We start from the raw sequence: 16,603 nt of genomic DNA on the forward strand, positions 1-16,603 counted from the left end.
GCCCTGCGGGTGCCAAGCGGGGGTGCGTTTGCGGGCGGTGCCGCCGGGGCCGGCCCCTACTCCTGCGGGGGGGGGGGGCCCTTTTCCCCCCCCGCCCCCCCCCCCCGCTCCTCAGGTGCTTCAGACCTCTACGACGACCGGGAGGATCATCGGGCGCCGGCGGTAGGTGTCGGAGACCCACTTGCCCAGCGTGCGGCGGATGAGCTGCTGCAGCTGGTGGGGTTCGACGACACCGTCCTGGGCCGACTTGTCCAGGACTTCCTGGATCCGCGGCATGACGGCACTGAACGCCGAATCGTCGATACCGGATCCGCGCGCCTGGATGGTCGGGCCGCTGGTGATCTTGCCGGTGCTGGAGTCCACCACCACGAAGACCGAGATGATGCCCTCGTCGCCGAGGATCTTGCGGTCCTTGAGCGCGGGTTCGCCGACGTCGCCGACCGAGAGGCCGTCCACGTAGACGTAACCGGCCTGGACCTTGCCGACGATCTTGGCCTTGCCCCCGACGAGGTCGACGACGACGCCGTCCTCGGCGATCACGATGCGGTCGTGCGGGACGCCGGTGAGGGCGCCGAGCTCGGCGTTGGCCCGCAGGTGGCGCCATTCGCCGTGGACCGGCATCAGGTTCTTCGGCTTGCAGATGTTGTAGAAGTACAGCAGCTCGCCGGCCGAGGCGTGGCCCGAGACGTGGACCTTGGCGTTGCCCTTGTGGACGACGTTCGCGCCCCAGCGGGTCAGACCGTTGATGACGCGGTAGACCGCGTTCTCGTTGCCCGGGATCAGGGACGACGCCAGGATCACCGTGTCGCCGGAGACGATCCGGATCTGGTGGTCGCGGTTGGCCATGCGGGACAGCGCGGCCATCGGCTCGCCCTGCGAGCCGGTGCAGACGAGGACGATCTCGTTGTCCGGGAGGTCGTCGAGCGTCTTGACGTCCACGACCAGGCCCGGCGGGACCTTCAGGTAGCCGAGATCGCGGGCGATGCCCATGTTGCGCACCATCGAGCGGCCGACGAAGGCGACCCGGCGGCCGTACTCGTGGGCGGCGTCCAGGATCTGCTGGATGCGGTGCACATGGCTGGCGAAGGAGGCGACGATGATGCGCTTCTGCGCGCCCGCGAAGACGCCGCGGATCACGTTCGAGATGTCGCGCTCGGGCGGGACGAAGCCCGGGACCTCGGCGTTCGTCGAGTCGGTGAGGAGAAGGTCGATGCCTTCCTCGCCGAGCTTGGCGAACGTGGGGAGGTCGGTGAGGCGGCGGTCCAGCGGGAGCTGGTCCATCTTGAAGTCGCCCGTGTGGACCACCATGCCGGCCGGCGTGCGGATGGCTACCGCGAGCGCGTCGGGGATGGAGTGGTTGACCGCCACGAACTGGCAGTCGAAGGGGCCCAGGCGTTCGCGGTCACCCTCGGCGACCTCGAGCGTGTACGGGCGGATGCGGTGCTCCTGGAGCTTCGCCTCGATGAGGGCGAGCGTCAGCTTGGAGCCGATCAACGGGATGTCCGGCTTCTCGCGCAGGAGGTACGGAACGCCGCCGATGTGGTCCTCGTGTCCGTGCGTGAGCACGATGCCGTCGATGTCGTCGAGGCGGTCCCTGATGGACGTGAAGTCCGGCAGGATCAGGTCGATGCCGGGCTGCTCCTCCTCGGGGAAGAGCACGCCGCAGTCGACGATCAGCAGGCGGCCGTCGTACTCGAAGACCGTCATGTTGCGGCCGATCTCACCGAGGCCGCCGAGCGGGGTGACGCGCAGACCACCCTTCGGGAGCTTCGGCGGGGCGCCGAGTTCAGGATGCGGATGACTCAAAAGACTCTCCTCACCACGCGCGCCACGTACCTGTAAGGCACGTGGCGCGCGTGACGTTCGTGCAGTAGCAGTTGTCTGGTGTGGGTGCAGGAGCTGTGTCCCGCGGTCGTGCGTATTCAGTTGTGAAGTCTGTGTTTAGAGCTGTACCCCGCCCGCGGCGAGATCGATCTTGAGCTGGGCGGTCTCGTCGGGCGTCAGCTCCACGAGGGGCAGGCGCAGCGGTCCGGCGGGCTGGCCCTGGAGGGCGAGTGCCGCCTTGGTCGTGATGACGCCCTGCGTGCGGAACATGCCGGTGAAGACCGGGAGCAGCTTCTGGTGGATCTCGGTGGCCTTCTGCACATCGCCGCTGACGAACGCGTCGAGCATGGCGCGCAGCTCGGGGGTGACGACGTGGCCGACGACGGAGACGAAGCCGACCGCGCCCACGGAGAGCAGCGGCAGGTTGAGCATGTCGTCGCCGGAGTACCAGGCGAGGCCGGAGCGGGCGATGGCCCAGCTGGCGCGGCCGAGGTCGCCCTTGGCGTCCTTGTTGGCGACGATGCGCGGGTGCTCGGCGAGGCGGACGATCGTCTCGGTGTTGATGGGTACGCCGCTACGGCCCGGGATGTCGTACAGCATCACCGGCAGCTCGGTGGCGTCGGCGATCGCAGTGAAGTGCCGCAGGAGGCCTTCCTGCGGGGGCTTGTTGTAGTACGGCGTCACCGTGAGCAGGCCGTGCGATCCGGCCTTTTCGGCGGCGCGGGCGAGCTCGATGCTGTGGCGGGTGTCGTTCGTACCGACGCCGGCGATGACGTGGGCGCGGTCACCGACCGCCTGCCGTACGGCTCGTACGAGATCCGATTTCTCCGCGTCGCTGGTGGTCGGGGACTCGCCGGTGGTGCCGTTGACGACGAGTCCGTCGTTGCCTGCGTCCACCAGGTGGGCGGCGAGTCGCTGCGCGCCGTCGAGGTCGAGTGCGCCGTCCGCCGTGAACGGCGTGACCATTGCGGTGAGGACCCGCCCGAAGGGGGTCTGCGGAGTGGAGGTCGGAGCCATGGGTAATACGCTACTCGCTGCTCAGCGCGCGGTCCCCCCTCGGGGGATGTCAGGAGGTGTGGCGGAGATGGATCCCGGCACTGCCTGCTCGGGGGTTCAAGCAGTGCCGGGTCCGTTTGATCAGGCTAGATGAACTTTCCGAAATGCCGCAATACGGACACTTCACACGGCTGAACCGTACATCTGTGCCGCATCCATGCTTCTCCGGCTACGGAGCGACGCGGCCGTTCCCGTTGAACGCGGCGTAGGTGAGCGGCATGAGCTTGGCCCATTCCGCCTCCATCTTCTCGCCGACCATCTCGATCTCCCGCTGCGGGAAGGACGGCACCTTGGCCAGCTCGTGCTGGGTGCGCAGGCCGAGGAAGTGCATCAGGGAGCGCGCGTTGCACGTCGCGTACATCGAGGAGAAGAGGCCCACCGGCAGGACCGAACGGGCCACCTCGCGGGCCACGCCCGCGGCGAGCATCTCCTGGTACGCCTCGTACGCCTGGCGGTAGGAGTCCTCCATCACGCGCCCGGTGAGCTCCTGCTGACCCTGCGTGCCCTCGACGAACTGGTACTTGCCGGGGCGGCCCTGCTGCACCAGCTTGCGGGACGCCTCCGGGACGTAGAAGACCGGCTGGAGCTCCCTGTAGCGGCCCGACTCCTCGTTGTACGACCAGCCCGCGCGGTGGCGCATGAACTCGCGGAACACGAAGATCGGGGCGTTGATGAAGAACGTCATCGAGTTGTGCTCGAAGGGGCTGCCGTGACGGTCCCGCATCAGGAAGTTGATCAGGCCCTTGGAACGCTCCGGGTCCTTGGTCAGCTCGTCGAGGGACTGCTCTCCCGCGGTGGAGACGCGGGCGGCGAACAGCACGTCGGTGTCGCTCGCGGTGTGCTTGACCAGCTCGACCGTCACGTCGCCGCGGAAGGTCGGCTTGAGGTCGTCGGCAGGGGTGTCGGTCACGGTTCGAGGGGTCCTTCCATCACTTCACTCGGGCGGCGCCCACTCTACGGGCAGGTACTGACAACGGGGCATTCGGTCGTGCCTCGCGACATTCCGATCCGAACATCGCCGAACTTCAGTGAATTCGGCAAAACAGGGCACCTTTTGGTGCATCCGTGCGTCTCTATGGGTAACGGGGCGGTTCGTTCGCCGCTCCCCGCGCTCCCAGCGCCTCGATGACCTGAACGTTCGATCTTGACAAGGAGAAGCAGCACCCATGTTCCGTCGGCGCGAGCCAGTTCCGTTCGCCTTCATCGCCGAAGCCGACAAGTTCCGCAGTAACGTCACTCCACCCCCGCGCGAACGCGCGTCGGCCGGCCAGATCGCCGGGCGCTCGCTCGTCGGTCTCACCGTCGTCGCCGGGCTCGTGGGCGCCCTGCTCCTGGGAATGCCCGCCCTGTCGCCCGACCAGGCACCGGCGCACACCCAGCGGTCCGAAGCGTCCGACGGCCGCTGACACCTCTGCTCCGTCCGGCCCCCGGGGGTGGAAGGCAGGCGCACGCCTGGGTAGCCTCACCGGGCACAGCCCGAATACAGCGTGGATTGAGTGAGGACCAGCCGTGCCCCTGCCCTTCCTGACGGCCGACCGCGCTTTTGACGAGGTGGCCGACGATGTCGCGCTGCCTTTCGACGATCGCGACCAATGGCGGCGTCCCTACCGGCCGGGCCCGTGGCGCGTGGGATTCGCCGCGCTGCTCCTGCTGCTCGCCTCGTACGTCATGTTCGCCGCGGTGATCATCGCCTTCACGGGCGGTCTCGGCGGCGGCTCGGCGATCGGCCTCCTGGCTCTGCTCATCATCGGGGCGGCCCTGCGCCTGCTGCGGATGGGCACGTGGGTGAGCGCGCACGGCCTGCGCCGTGTGGCCTTCTTCCAGACCCGGACGGTCCCGTGGGCCGAGGTCGTGACGGTCCGTACCGTCCAGCAGCCGGTCCGCTGGCTCGGACTCCCTCGCACAGTGCAGGGGCAGGCGCTGCTCCTCGTACGGCGGGACAAGGCCGATGAGAAGTGCGCCCTGGTCACCAGTCACGGCGCGGACTTCCTCGCGCGGACCGAGGCCTTCGACCGGGCGTCCGACACCATCGAGGTGTGGGCCGAGGAGTACCGGCCGCACCAGGCCTGAACCAGACATGCCCGAAGGGCCGCGCCGGATCACCGGCGCGGCCCTTCGCGCGTCCTCGGGACGCGCACGTCCTCAGGCGCTGAGCACCCGGCCTTCCTGGAGGGCGATGGCGCGCTGCATCGCCTTGCGGGCGCGCGGGGTGTCCCGGGCGTCGCGGTAGGCCACGGCGAGGCGGAACCAGCAGCGCCAGTCCCCCGGTGTGTCCTCGGCCTCCGCCTTGCGCCGGGCGAAGACCTCGTCGGCGGAGTCGCGGTCGATGCGGCCGTACTGGTCACGGCGCAGCTCGTCCACGGGCAGGCCGCCCTCGGCCTCCAGGAGGTCGGCGAGACGGTTCGCCTTGCGGACGAACTGGGTGTTGGCCCAGAGGAACCAGAGGCCGATCACCGGCAGGATCAGCACGGCCACGCCGAACGTGACGGTGAGCAGCGTGCCGTGCTCGATGAGGAGCAGGCCGCGGCTACCGACCAGGACGAAGTAGAAGACCAGGACGAGGGCGGTGACGAGGTAGGTGAGCTTTGCGCGCATGAGGTCCGTCAGACGTTCAGGTCGAGGAAGTGTTCCAGGCCGAAGGTGAGGCCGGGAGTGGTCACGACGCGGCGGGCGCCGAGCAGGATGCCCGGCATGAAGCTGCTGTGGTGCAGCGAGTCGTGCCGGATGGTCAGGGTCTCGCCCTCTCCGCCCAGGAGGACCTCCTGGTGGGCGAGGAGGCCGCGCATGCGCACGGAGTGGACCGGGACGCCGTCGACGTCCGCGCCGCGGGCGCCGTCGAGCGCGGTGGCCGTGGCGTCCGGCTGCGGGGCGCTGCCAGCCTTCTCGCGGGCGGCCGCGATGAGCTGCGCCGTACGGGCGGCCGTGCCGCTGGGCGCGTCCACCTTCTTCGGGTGGTGCAGCTCGATGACCTCGACGGACTCGAAGTACGGCGCCGCAGCCTCGGCGAACTTCATGGTGAGGACGGCACCGATGGAGAAGTTCGGGGCGATGAGCACACCGGTCCGCGGGGAGTCCGCGAGCCAAGTGGTGAGCTGGGCGAGGCGGTCGTCGGTCCAGCCGGTGGTGCCGACGACGGCGTGGATGCCGTGACGTACGCAGAAGTCGAGGTTGTCCATCACCGAGTCGGGCGTGGTCAGTTCGACCGCGACCTGGGCGCCGGACTCCGTGAGGGCCTCCAGCTTGTCGCCCCGGCCGAGGGCCGCGACCAGTTCCATGTCTTCGGCGGCCTCGACGGCCCGTACGGCCTCGGAGCCGATGCGGCCCCCGGCGCCGAGGACCGCCACGCGCAGCTTGCTCATCTTCTTCGTTCCTTACGCGAGTTGCGAACGGGTGGGCTACGCCACCGCTTCGTGCAGGCGCGCCGCCTGCTTGTCCTTGAGCGGACCGATGACCGACAGCGAGGGGCGCTGCCCCAGGATGTCGCGGGCCACCGCGCGCACCTCGTCGGGGGTGACCGAGGCGATCTCCTCCAGCATGTCGCTGACGGACATCTGCTCGCCCCAGCAGAGCTCGCTCTTGCCGATGCGGTTCATGAGCGCGCCGGTGTCCTCGAGGCCGAGGACCGTGGAGCCGGAGAGCTGGCCGATGGCGCGGCTGATCTCGTCGTCGGACAGACCGTGCTCCGCGACGTGGGTGAGCTCGTCGCGGCAGATCTTGAGCACGTCGTGGACCTGGCTCGGCCGGCAGCCCGCGTAGACCCCGAAGAGGCCGCAGTCCGCGAAGCCCGAGGTGTACGAGTACACGCTGTAGGCGAGGCCGCGCTTCTCCCTGACCTCCTGGAAGAGGCGGGACGACATGCCTCCGCCCAGGGCGGTGTTCAGGACGCCCATGGCCCAGCGGCGCTCGTCGGTGCGGGCGAGGCCCGGCATGCCGAGGATGACGTGGGCCTGCTCGGTCTTGCGGCCGAGGAGCTCCATACGGCCCGCCGCGCGCACGGGCTTGCGGCCGTCACGCGGGGCCGTGGGGACGGCGTCGGTCCGGGTGAGGGCGCCGGCCTTCTCGAAGGCGGCACGCACCTGGCGTACGACCTTGTTGTGGTCGACGTTGCCCGCGGCCGCGACGACGAGGTGCGTCGGGTCGTAGTGCTTCTTGTAGAAGCGGGCGATCTGGCCGCGGCTCAGCGCGTTGATCGTGTCGACCGTGCCGAGGACCGGGCGGCCGAGCGGGGTGTCGCCGAGCATGGTGTGCGCGAACAGGTCGTGCACGCAGTCGCCCGGGTCGTCCTCCGTCATGGCGATCTCTTCGAGGATCACGCCGCGCTCGGCGTCGACGTCGGACTCCTCGATGAGGGAGCCGGTCAGCATGTCGCAGACGACGTCGATCGCGAGGGGGAGGTCGGTGTCGAGCACGCGCGCGTAGTAGCACGTGTACTCCTTCGCCGTGAAGGCGTTCATCTCGCCGCCGACCGCGTCGATCGTCGAGGAGATGTCGAGGGCGCTCCGGCGGGAGGTGCCCTTGAAGAGGAGGTGCTCGAGGTAGTGCGTCGCGCCGTTCAGCGTGGGCGTCTCGTCGCGGGAGCCGACGTTCGCCCAGATCCCGAAGGTCGCGGAGCGCACGGAGGGCAGCGTCTCGGTGACGATCCGCAGTCCGCCGGGGAGGGTGGTCCTGCGGACCGTGCCGATGCCGTTCTCGCCCTTGATCAGGGTTTGGGTACGGGCGACGGCCCGCGCCTCCGAGGAGGTGCGGGCCGTCGCCTTGGAGCTACGGGACGTCACTTGTCGGTGTCGTCCTTCGTCTCGTCGCCCTCTTCGCCCTCGATGACGGGGATGAGGGAGAGCTTGCCGCGGGAGTCGATCTCGGCGATCTCGACCTGGACCTTGGCGCCCACGCCGAGAACGTCCTCGACGTTCTCCACGCGCTTGCCGCCGGCCAGCTTGCGGATCTGCGAGATGTGCAGCAGGCCGTCCTTGCCCGGGAGCAGGGACACGAACGCACCGAAGGTCGTCGTCTTCACGACGGTGCCCAGGTAGCGCTCGCCGACCTCCGGCATGGTCGGGTTGGCGATCGAGTTGATCGTGGCGCGCGCGGCCTCGGCCTGCGAGCCCTGCTGGGCACCGATGTAGATGGTGCCGTCGTCCTCGATCGTGATGTCGGCGCCGGTGTCCTCCTGGATCTGGTTGATCATCTTGCCCTTCGGGCCGATGACCTCACCGATCTTGTCCACGGGGATCTTGACCGTGATGATCCGCGGGGCGTTCGGGGACATCTCGTCCGGCGTGTCGATCGCTTCCATCATCACGTCGAGGATGTGGAGGCGGGCGTCGCGGGCCTGCTTGAGGGCCGCGGCCAGGACGGAGGCCGGGATGCCGTCCAGCTTGGTGTCGAGCTGGAGAGCGGTGACGAAGTCCTTGGTACCGGCGACCTTGAAGTCCATGTCACCGAAGGCGTCCTCCGCACCGAGGATGTCGGTGAGGGCGACGTAGTGCGTCTCGCCGTTGATCTCCTGGGAGATCAGGCCCATGGCGATACCGGCGACGGGAGCCTTCAGCGGCACACCGGCGTTCAGCAGCGACATGGTGGAGGCGCAGACCGAGCCCATGGACGTCGAGCCGTTGGAACCGAGGGCCTCGGAGACCTGACGGATCGCGTACGGGAACTCCTCGCGCGTCGGCAGGACCGGCACGATGGCGCGCTCGGCGAGCGCGCCGTGGCCGATCTCGCGGCGCTTCGGGGCGCCGACGCGGCCCGTCTCGCCGACCGAGTAGGGCGGGAAGTTGTAGTTGTGCATGTAGCGCTTGCGGGTCACCGGGGAAAGGGTGTCCAGCTGCTGCTCCATGCGGAGCATGTTGAGGGTGGTGACGCCCAGGATCTGGGTCTCGCCACGCTCGAAGAGCGCCGAGCCGTGCACGCGCGGGATGGCCTCGACCTCGGCGGCGAGCGTACGGATGTCCGTGACGCCACGGCCGTCGATGCGGACCTTGTCCTTGATGACGCGCTCGCGGACCAGGGACTTCGTCAGCGCGCGGTACGCCGCCGAGATCTCCTTCTCGCGGCCCTCGAACTGCGGGAGCAGCTTCTCGGCGGCCAGACCCTTGACGCGGTCCAGCTCGGCCTCGCGGTCCTGCTTGCCGGCGATGGTGAGCGCCTGGGCGAGCTCGGTCTTGACGGCGGCCGTGAGGGCCTCGAGCACGTCGTCCTCGAAGTCGAGGAAGATCGGGAACTCGCCGGTCGGCTTGGCGGCCTTGGCGGCCAGCTCCGACTGGGCCTTGCAGAGCACCTTGATGAAGGGCTTCGCGGCCTCGAGACCGGCGGCCACGACCTCTTCGGTCGGCGCCTGGGCGCCGCCCTTGACGAGCTCGATGGTCTTCTCGGTGGCCTCGGCCTCGACCATCATGATCGCGACGTCGCCGTCCTCGAGGACGCGACCGGCGACGACCATGTCGAAGACGGCGTCCTCGAGCTCGGTGTGCGTCGGGAACGCGACCCACTGGCCCTTGATCAGCGCGACACGGGTGCCGCCGACCGGGCCGGAGAAGGGCAGGCCGGCCAGCTGCGTGGAGCAGGAGGCGGCGTTGATGGCGATCACGTCGTACAGGTGATCGGGGTTGAGCGCCATGACCGTCTCGACGACCTGGATCTCGTTGCGAAGGCCCTTCTTGAAGGACGGACGCAGCGGGCGGTCGATGAGGCGGCAGGTCAGGACCGCGTCCTCGGAGGGACGGCCTTCACGGCGGAAGAAGGAGCCGGGGATCTTGCCGGCCGAGTACATCCGCTCCTCGACGTCCACCGTGAGGGGGAAGAAGTCGAGCTGGTCCTTGGGCTTCTTGGAAGCGCTCGTGGCCGACAGCACCATGGTGTCGTCGTCCAGGTACGCCACGGCGGAGCCGGCGGCCTGACGGGCCAGACGGCCCGTCTCGAAGCGGATGGTGCGGGTGCCGAAAGTGCCGTTGTCGATGACGGCCTCGGCGTAGTGGGTCTCGTTCTCCACTAGCGTTTTCTCCGTTACTTTTCGTCTTTTGTCCCGTTCCGCCCGTGTGGCGGAGGGACGGGGCCGGAGAAGCGCGCCTTGTGTGCGGGCCGGTCTTCGATCGAAGCACCCGGGGTGGACGGGATCCGTCTCCCGGGGGCCACTACCGAGGACCGGCGGCGGCGAGGATGCGCTTCTCCTCGTGCGGTGATGCGTCGCGGTGATGCGGTGCAACTGGGTGCGGCACATCGAAGCGGTGCATGCATGCGGTGATGCGTGCGTGGTGCGTGCGGTGGTGCTTTTGTCGTGCGTCCAGACTACAAAGCGTCTGTGACACTTCGCACGTACAGCAAAGGGAGCGGCCCCCTGTTGGTGGGAACCGCTCCCTTCACGACGTCTTAGCGGGCGCCGGCCGCACCGCGGCGGATGCCGAGGCGCTCGACCAGCGTACGGAAGCGCTGGATGTCCTTCTTGGCCAGGTACTGCAGAAGGCGGCGACGCTGGCCGACCAGGATCAGCAGACCACGACGGGAGTGGTGGTCGTGCTTGTGCGTCTTGAGGTGCTCGGTCAGGTCCGAGATCCGGCGGGACAGCATGGCGACCTGGACCTCGGGGGAGCCGGTGTCGCCCTCCTTCTGGCCGAACTCGGTGATGATCTGCTTCTTCGTAGCGGCGTCGAGCGACACGCGTACTCCTCGTAGTCTTTTCGTGGCCACCGAGTGCCCCTGGTCCACATCTCAGGGGAGCTTCCGTTACTCGGGAGGCGAGGTCCGCTGGGCGCAGTCTTCAGGTTCCGGGGAAACCGGAGACCTGAGGGCGCGTACACAAACGGCCGTCACACAGCGTACCAGCCGCTCCGTGTGCACCCGACCGTCAGGTCAGCCGGTCATCGCGCGGGCCTGCGCGTACACATCGAAGACGGCGAGCGTCAGCGGGACCAGCGTGAGCAGGACGAACGTCTCCGCGATCTCCATGAAGCGTCCCCAGAAGGGGCTGACTCCGCGACGGGGCGTGATCAGCCCGATCGACGTGATCAGCGCCGTGGCCGCCGCGATCACCGCCACGAGCCAGACCGTGCGGATGTCGAGGGGAGTGCTGTCGCCCTTCCTGAAGAAGTCGTCCAGGTAGTCCAGCGGCGGGTGCAGAGAGAGGCCGAGGCCCAGCAGGACGAGGGAGGCGAGGCCGGCGGCGAGGAGGGAGGCCACCTGCGCGGTGTACCGGAAGAGCTGGGCGCGCATCAGCATCGCGACCCCGGTGGCGAAGGCGAGGAGCTGGCCCCACACGTCGTGCGAGAAGCCGAGGACGGCCGTGGCGCCGACGGACACCAGGGCGCAGCCGCCGACCAGGCCGACGAGCAGCTCGTGGCCGCGGCGGGCCTGGGCGGCGATGCGGTCGGCCTCGACGGGCTCCTGGTTCGCGGGGTCGTTGCCGTACTCGCCGCGGGCCATGCTCGGGGGCTCGAAGCCGATGGGGAGACGGGCGAAGCGCATGGAGAGGCCCGGCAGGAAGGCGAGGGCTCCCACGGAGAGCGGCGCGCACAGGCCGGCGGTCTCCACGGCCGTCAGGTTCGTGAGGATGGCGATGAACGTGGTGAGCACCCCGACGGCCGACGCGAAGACGAAGGCCACGAAGGGACCGTCGCCGCCCGGCGAGACCAGTGTGAGGACCACGGAGGCGAGCAGTACGGCCGTGCAGGCCAGCAGGAACTGAAGCCGTCCGATCCCCTCGTGGTCGGCGAGGGGCAGCAGACCGGAGCCCGCCACCGCCACGTTCGGCAGGGCGCCGAGTCCCAGGGCCACGGCCGAGCCGCGGTCGTCGTAGACCCTGGCGCGGACGCAGGCGAGGACGACGAGGAGGAGGCCGGCCACGGCCGCGAGGACGCCTTGGAGGCTGTTCATGTCGTGGTGCGGCTCGGCCGTCCACGTGACGAAGGCCAGGAGGGCGGGCAGGACGCCGCCGCCGATGAGTCCGGCGCCGCGGGTCAGGTCGCCGTTCCACAGGGTGCGGTCGCGGGTGACGGCCGAGGCGACCGCTTCGGAGACGTCGTCGAAGACGGCCGGCGGCAGCGACTCGGAGAACGGGCGCAGGGTGAGCAGCTCGCCGTCGAGGATGCGCTGCGCGGCGAAGGACCGGGCGCTGTCGAGGACGGTGCCGTCGCGGCGTACGAGGTGGTAGCCGACCGGCGCGCCCTCGGCGGGGCTCTGCTGGGAGAGCCGCAGGATCTCCGGGTTGAGGTCGGCGACCGGGACGTCGTCGGGCAGTGCGACATCGATCCGGCTGTCGGGCGCGACGATGGTGACGCGGCAGAAGCCGAGGCCCGTGCCGGCCCCCGAAGGGGCTCCGGTGCCCGCTCCGCCGGTCGCGCCGGCCGTCGCGGAAGCGGAAGCCGTCATGCTCACCTGCTGTTCCCCCTCGATTGGTGTGTCCGGTGATGCAGCCGGATGTGGAGGTGTTGTGTACGTCGCTCGCACGCACCCCCGCCGCCTGTCAACGAGGCTTCCAGGACCGGCTTTCGCGGCCGCACTCGCTCCCGACCGCGTGAAATGCCCTGTTTACCGGGCGGATCCGCGGTGCTCGGCTGCACCTCCGGCACCCTACCGCCCACCGTTGTCAGTGACCGTCAGTAGGATCGCAAATCACGATCGACGTCCGCCTGACACGGGGCGGCGGACGGAACACCTCGGTCCGGCAAGGGAATTGGTGCTAAGTGAGTCACATCGTCGTGAAGCGCCCGCCTCGGGCGCTGCCGTCCGAAGTGCCCACGGAAGAGGTGGTCCTGCAGCCTCCGCCAGAGCTGCCTCGTGGGCAGCAGGAAGGCGCGATGATGCAGCTCCTGCCGATGCTCGGCATGGGCGGATCCGTCGTGTTCTTCTTCAATCCCAGCGCGCAGCCGTTCATGAAGATCATGGGCATGGTGATGATCGCGTCGACCCTGGGCATGGGCATCGCGATGCTGGTCCGCTACCGGCGCGGTTCGCAGGGCCAGATGTCTGACATGCGCCGCGACTATCTGCGTTATCTGTCGCAAACCCGGCGCGACGCCACGAAGACCGCGCGGAAGCAGCGCGACGCGCAGTACTACCTGCACCCCTCCCCCGAGCAGCTGTGGGCGCTCGTCGCCGAGGGCAGCCGCGTCTGGGAGCGGCGCACGGGCGACGAGGACTTCGGGCAGGTGCGCGTCGGTCTCGGCCCGCAGGGACTCGCCACGCCGCTGGTGCCCCCGCAGACCGCGCCCGTCGACGAGTTGGAGCCGCTGACGGCGGGCGCCATGCAGCGCTTCCTCGCCGTGCACGGCACGCTCGAGGACCTGCCGATGGCGGTCTCGCTGCGGGCCTTCTACCACGTGACGGTCAGCGGTGAGCCGCAGACGGTGCGCGGCACGGCCCGCGCCGTCGTCGCCTCGCTCGCGTCGCTGCACTCCCCCGAGGACCTGGTGATCGCCGTGGCGACGGGCCGGGAGGCCGCGCCGCAGTGGGAGTGGGCCAAGTGGCTGCCGCACAGCCAGGCCGCGGGCCAGACGGACGGCGCCGGCAGCCGCCGTCTGATCACCACCGACCCCATGGAGCTGGAGGCGATGCTGACCACGCGCCTCCAGGGCCGTCCGCGCTTCCACCCCGGTGGGGCGCCCGTCCCCGAGCAACCGCACCTCGTCGTCGTGCTCGACGGCGTCTCCCTGCCGCCGGTGTCGATGCTGGCCAGCCCCGAGGGCCTGCAGGGTGTGTCCGTCGTCGAGGTCGTCCCCGGCGAGCTGACGACGGGTCGCGGCGACCTCTCGATCGTCGTGCAGCCCCGTTCCCTGACGCTGGAGTCGGCGCACGGCGTGGTCTACGAGGGCACGCCCGACCTGCTCTCCTACGAGGCCGCGGACGCGCTGGCGCGGCAGTTGGCGCCGCTGCGCATGGCCTCGGGCGGCGACGACGACGAACCGCTGCTGGCGAACCTGGACTTCACGGATCTGCTGAGCCTCGGCGACGCCGCGTCCGTGGACACCAAGCGCACCTGGCGCCCGCGCTCGCAGGCGGAGCGGCTGCGCGTGCCGATCGGCGTCGGCGAGGACGGCCGGCCCGTCATGCTCGACCTCAAGGAAGCGGCCCAGGAGGGCATGGGCCCGCACGGCCTGTGTGTCGGTGCGACGGGTTCCGGAAAGTCGGAGCTCCTGCGCACCCTCGTCCTCGGCCTCGCGGTCACGCACTCCTCCGAGACGCTGAACTTCGTACTCGCCGACTTCAAGGGCGGTGCGACGTTCGCGGGCATGGCCCAGATGCCGCACGTCGCGGCCGTCATCACGAACCTCGCGGACGACCTGACGCTCGTCGACCGCATGGGTGACTCCATCCGCGGTGAGCTCAACCGCCGCCAGGAGATGCTCCGCGACGCGGGCAACTACGCGAACATCCACGACTACGAGAAGGCGCGCGCGGCCGGCGCCCCGCTCCAGCCGATCCCGTCGCTCGTCCTGGTGATCGACGAGTTCAGCGAGCTGTTGACGGCCAAGCCCGACTTCATCGAGATGTTCGTGCAGATCGGCCGCATCGGCCGTTCGCTGGGCGTGCATCTGCTTCTCGCCTCGCAGCGCCTCGAAGAGGGCCGGCTGCGCGGCCTGGAGACCTACCTCTCGTACCGGATCGGTCTGCGGACGTTCTCCGCCGCCGAGTCCCGCGCGGCGCTCGGCGTGCCCGACGCGTACGAGCTGCCGAACGTGCCGGGTTCCGGCTTCCTGAAGTACGGCACGGACGAGATGGTCCGCTTCAAGGCGGCGTACGTGTCCGGGACCTACCGCTCCGGTTCCGCGCAGACGGCGGTGGCGGGCGGGCCGCTTCCGATGGACCGTCGGCCGGTGCTGTTCACGGCGGCCGAGGTGCCGGTGCAGTACGTGGCCGTGCCCCAGCAGCGCGCCGAGACCGCGCCCACGACCGACGACGCGCTCGCGGACACCGTGCTCGACGTGATCGTGCGCCGCCTCGAGGCCCAGGGTCCGGCGGCTCACCAGGTGTGGCTGCCGCCCCTGGACAGCCCGCCGTCGCTCGACAGTCTCCTTCCCGGCCTCGCCGCCGTGCAGGGCCGCGGTCTCACACAGCCCGGCTACGAGGGCGCGGGACGCCTCATCGTCCCGGCGGGCCTCGTCGACAAGCCTTACGAGCAGCGGCGCGACCCCCTGTGGTGCGACTTCTCGGGCGCGGCCGGCCATATGCAGATCCTGGGCGGCCCGCAGTCCGGCAAGTCGACGCTGCTGCGGTCGCTCATCGCCTCGTTCGCGCTGACACACACCCCGTACGAAGTGCAGTTCTACGGGCTCGACTTCGGTGGTGGCGGTCTGTCGGCCGTCGCCGGCCTGCCGCACGTCGGCGGCGTGGCCTCGCGCCTCGACCCCGAGAAGGTGCGACGCACGGTCGCCGAGGTCTACGGCGTGATGATGCGCCGTGAGGAGTACTTCCGCTCCTCCGGCATCGCCTCCATCGGCGACTTCCGCGCGCGCAGGGCGCGCGGCGACATCTCGGTCACCGACCAGCCGTGGGGTGACGTCTTCCTCGTCATCGACGGCTGGGGCAACTTCCGTACGGACTACGAGGGTCTGGAGCCGGCGGTGCTCGACATCGCGGCCCGAGGCCTGGGCTACGGCATCCACCTGGTGCTCACGGCCTCGCGGTCCATGGAGGTCAGGGCGAACATGAAGGACCACCTCATGAACCGCCTCGAGCTGCGGCTCGGCGACACGATGGACTCCGAGTTCGACCGCAAGGTCGCGGCGAACGTGCCGACGGGCGTGCCCGGCCGCGGCCAGTCGCCGCAGAAGCAGCACTTCATGGCGGCGGTCCCGCGGATCGACGGCCTCTCGTCGGACACGGACCTGGCCGAGGCCACGGCGGCGCTGACCGCCGAGGTGACCCGGCACTGGACGGCGCCCGGCGCCCCCGAAGTGCGGCTGCTCCCCCGCGAGTTCGCGGCGGACCGGCTGCCCCCGGGCAACCTGTTCCCCGACCGCGGTGTCTCCTTCGCGCTCGACGAGGACAATCTGGAGCCGGTGTTCCTCGACTTCGAACAGGACCCGTTCTTCCTCATCTTCGGAGAGAGCGAGTCCGGCAAGTCGAACCTGCTGCGCCTGCTCATCAAGCGCCTCACCGAGCGTTACGACGGCGACTCGTGCAAGCTCTTCGTGGTCGACAACCGACGCGCCCTGCTGGACGTGACCCCGCCCTCTCACCTGGCGGAGTACATCCCCATGTCGAACTCCATGGGGCACCACATGGACGCGCTCGCCGACCTGATGCAGCGGCGTACACCGACGGCGGAGGTGACGGCGCAGCAGCTGCGCGACCGCAGCTGGTGGCGTGGCCCGAACGTCTTCGTGATCATCGACGACTACGACCTGGTGTCCACGTCGAGCGGCAACCCGCTCTCGGGCCTGACGGAACTGCTCCCGTTCGCGCGGGACGTCGGCGTCCGCTTCATCATCGCCCGCTCCTCGGCGGGCGGCGGCCGGGCCGCGTACGAGCCGTTCATCCAGCGCATGAAGGAACTCGGCGCCCAGGGCCTGGTCCTGGCCGGCGACCCGGGCGAGGGCGAGCTCCTCGGCGGCGTGCGGCCACGGCCGATGCCGGCGGGCCGAGGCGTCTTCGTCTCGCGCAAGCGGGGGAAGCCGTTGGTCCAGACGGGACTGATGCCCTCCGATCAGTGACGTATAAAGGTCGTCATGATTTCGCAGGGTCGGTTGAACTGGCCGAATCGCCCTGATGATGTGGCTACGCCCGTCGCCCT

The 16,603-nt window shown here is 69.7% G+C and carries 12 protein-coding genes; 3 read left to right on the forward strand and 9 right to left on the reverse strand.

What is annotated here, in order from left to right; genetic code table 11:
* Positions 1–120 precede the first annotated feature (120 nt).
* From ACFC96_RS17660 to thyX, 3 genes are all read right to left on the reverse strand, one after another.
* On the reverse strand, positions 121–1,806 hold the full coding sequence (locus tag ACFC96_RS17660) for a ribonuclease J (protein ID WP_376258955.1): 1,686 nt from the start codon (positions 1,804–1,806) through the stop codon (positions 121–123).
* Between the two features lie 135 nt (positions 1,807–1,941).
* Positions 1,942–2,841, reverse strand: coding sequence for a 4-hydroxy-tetrahydrodipicolinate synthase (gene dapA, locus ACFC96_RS17665; protein WP_376613026.1), 900 nt, complete (start codon positions 2,839–2,841; stop codon positions 1,942–1,944).
* A gap of 208 nt (positions 2,842–3,049) precedes the next feature.
* Complete coding sequence (thyX, locus tag ACFC96_RS17670; RefSeq protein ID WP_376258957.1) at positions 3,050–3,790, reverse strand: FAD-dependent thymidylate synthase; 741 nt, start codon at positions 3,788–3,790, stop codon at positions 3,050–3,052.
* Between the two features lie 256 nt (positions 3,791–4,046).
* Here thyX and ACFC96_RS17675 point away from each other — a divergent pair, with 256 nt between their 5' ends.
* Positions 4,047–4,286 carry a hypothetical protein gene (locus ACFC96_RS17675; protein WP_376258959.1) on the forward strand — a complete coding sequence of 80 codons (240 nt, stop codon included), beginning with the start codon at positions 4,047–4,049 and terminating at the stop codon, positions 4,284–4,286.
* Positions 4,287–4,389: 103 nt separating this feature from the next.
* On the forward strand, positions 4,390–4,950 hold the full coding sequence (locus ACFC96_RS17680; RefSeq protein ID WP_376613028.1) for a PH domain-containing protein: 561 nt from the start codon (positions 4,390–4,392) through the stop codon (positions 4,948–4,950).
* 72 nt (positions 4,951–5,022) lie between these two features.
* Here ACFC96_RS17680 and ACFC96_RS17685 read toward each other — a convergent pair whose 3' ends face one another.
* From ACFC96_RS17685 to eccD, 6 genes are all read right to left on the reverse strand, one after another.
* Positions 5,023–5,475, reverse strand: a complete 453-nt coding sequence (locus ACFC96_RS17685; protein ID WP_376258963.1) for a hypothetical protein — start codon at positions 5,473–5,475, stop codon at positions 5,023–5,025.
* 8 nt (positions 5,476–5,483) lie between these two features.
* Positions 5,484–6,239: a 4-hydroxy-tetrahydrodipicolinate reductase gene (gene dapB, locus ACFC96_RS17690; RefSeq protein WP_376258965.1), complete on the reverse strand. Its 756-nt coding sequence runs from the start codon at positions 6,237–6,239 to the stop codon at positions 5,484–5,486.
* 36 nt (positions 6,240–6,275) lie between these two features.
* Positions 6,276–7,655, reverse strand: a complete 1,380-nt coding sequence (locus tag ACFC96_RS17695) for a M16 family metallopeptidase (protein ID WP_376613030.1) — start codon at positions 7,653–7,655, stop codon at positions 6,276–6,278.
* Positions 7,652–9,868 (reverse strand): polyribonucleotide nucleotidyltransferase, encoded by a 2,217-nt coding sequence (locus ACFC96_RS17700; RefSeq protein WP_376258969.1) that lies wholly within the window; start codon positions 9,866–9,868, stop codon positions 7,652–7,654. The genes ACFC96_RS17695 and ACFC96_RS17700 overlap by 4 nt, the downstream gene beginning before the upstream one ends.
* Positions 9,869–10,245: 377 nt before the next feature.
* Positions 10,246–10,533 carry a 30S ribosomal protein S15 gene (gene rpsO / locus ACFC96_RS17705; RefSeq protein ID WP_116509164.1) on the reverse strand — a complete coding sequence of 96 codons (288 nt, stop codon included), beginning with the start codon at positions 10,531–10,533 and terminating at the stop codon, positions 10,246–10,248.
* 192 nt (positions 10,534–10,725) lie between these two features.
* On the reverse strand, positions 10,726–12,240 hold the full coding sequence (gene eccD / locus ACFC96_RS17710; RefSeq protein ID WP_376258971.1) for a type VII secretion integral membrane protein EccD: 1,515 nt from the start codon (positions 12,238–12,240) through the stop codon (positions 10,726–10,728).
* A 314-nt stretch (positions 12,241–12,554) separates the two neighbouring features.
* On the opposite strand from eccD, the gene eccCa reads away from it, so the two are divergent.
* Positions 12,555–16,523, forward strand: coding sequence for a type VII secretion protein EccCa (gene eccCa / locus ACFC96_RS17715; RefSeq protein ID WP_376613032.1), 3,969 nt, complete (start codon positions 12,555–12,557; stop codon positions 16,521–16,523).
* The last annotated feature ends 80 nt before the right edge of the window (positions 16,524–16,603 follow it).

Source organism: Streptomyces sp. NPDC055955, assembly GCF_042270245.1.
Taxonomy (GTDB): domain Bacteria; phylum Actinomycetota; class Actinomycetes; order Streptomycetales; family Streptomycetaceae; genus Streptomyces.